The organism is Gilliamella sp. B3172, from assembly GCF_026536465.1.
Taxonomy (GTDB): Bacteria; Pseudomonadota; Gammaproteobacteria; order Enterobacterales; family Orbaceae; genus Gilliamella.
Map to the genome: position 1 here is coordinate 1 of NZ_JAFNOA010000029.1, position 723 is coordinate 723.

A 723-nucleotide genomic window follows, 5' to 3' on the forward strand; every position below is an offset into this window, starting at 1 on the left:
TACTTCTGAATCGAGGTAAGGGACACTGTCTGGTGGGTAGTTTGACTGGGGCGGTCTCCTCCCAAAGAGTAACGGAGGAGCACGAAGGTTAGCTAATCCTGGTCGGACATCAGGAGGTTAGTGCAATGGCAAAAGCTAGCTTGACTGCGAGAGTGACGGCTCGAGCAGGTACGAAAGTAGGTCATAGTGATCCGGTGGTTCTGAATGGAAGGGCCATCGCTCAACGGATAAAAGGTACTCCGGGGATAACAGGCTGATACCGCCCAAGAGTTCATATCGACGGCGGTGTTTGGCACCTCGATGTCGGCTCATCACATCCTGGGGCTGAAGTAGGTCCCAAGGGTACGGCTGTTCGCCGTTTAAAGTGGTACGCGAGCTGGGTTTAGAACGTCGTGAGACAGTTCGGTCCCTATCTGCCATGGGCGTAGGAAAATTGAGAGGGTTTGCTTCTAGTACGAGAGGACCGAAGTGAACGCACCGCTGGTGTTCGGGTTGTGATGCCAATTGCATTGCCCGGTAGCTACGTGCGGAATAGATAAGTGCTGAAAGCATCTAAGCACGAAACTAGCCTCGAGATGAGTTTTCCCTGAAGAGATTCAGTAAGGTCCGTTTGAGACTAAGACGTAGATAGGTCAGGTGTGTAAGTGTAGTGATACATTGAGCTAACTGATACTAATGAACCGAGAGTCTTAACCTTACAACTCGGAGTTGTTTTGGGTTACG

At 50.8% G+C, this 723-nt stretch carries 1 rRNA gene; it reads left to right on the plus strand.

The annotated features are described in order from the left end of the window. Nucleotides 1–697: ribosomal RNA gene (locus J3U37_RS12060) — 23S ribosomal RNA — on the plus strand; the annotation flags it as partial. Between the last annotated feature and the right edge of the window lie 26 nt (nucleotides 698–723).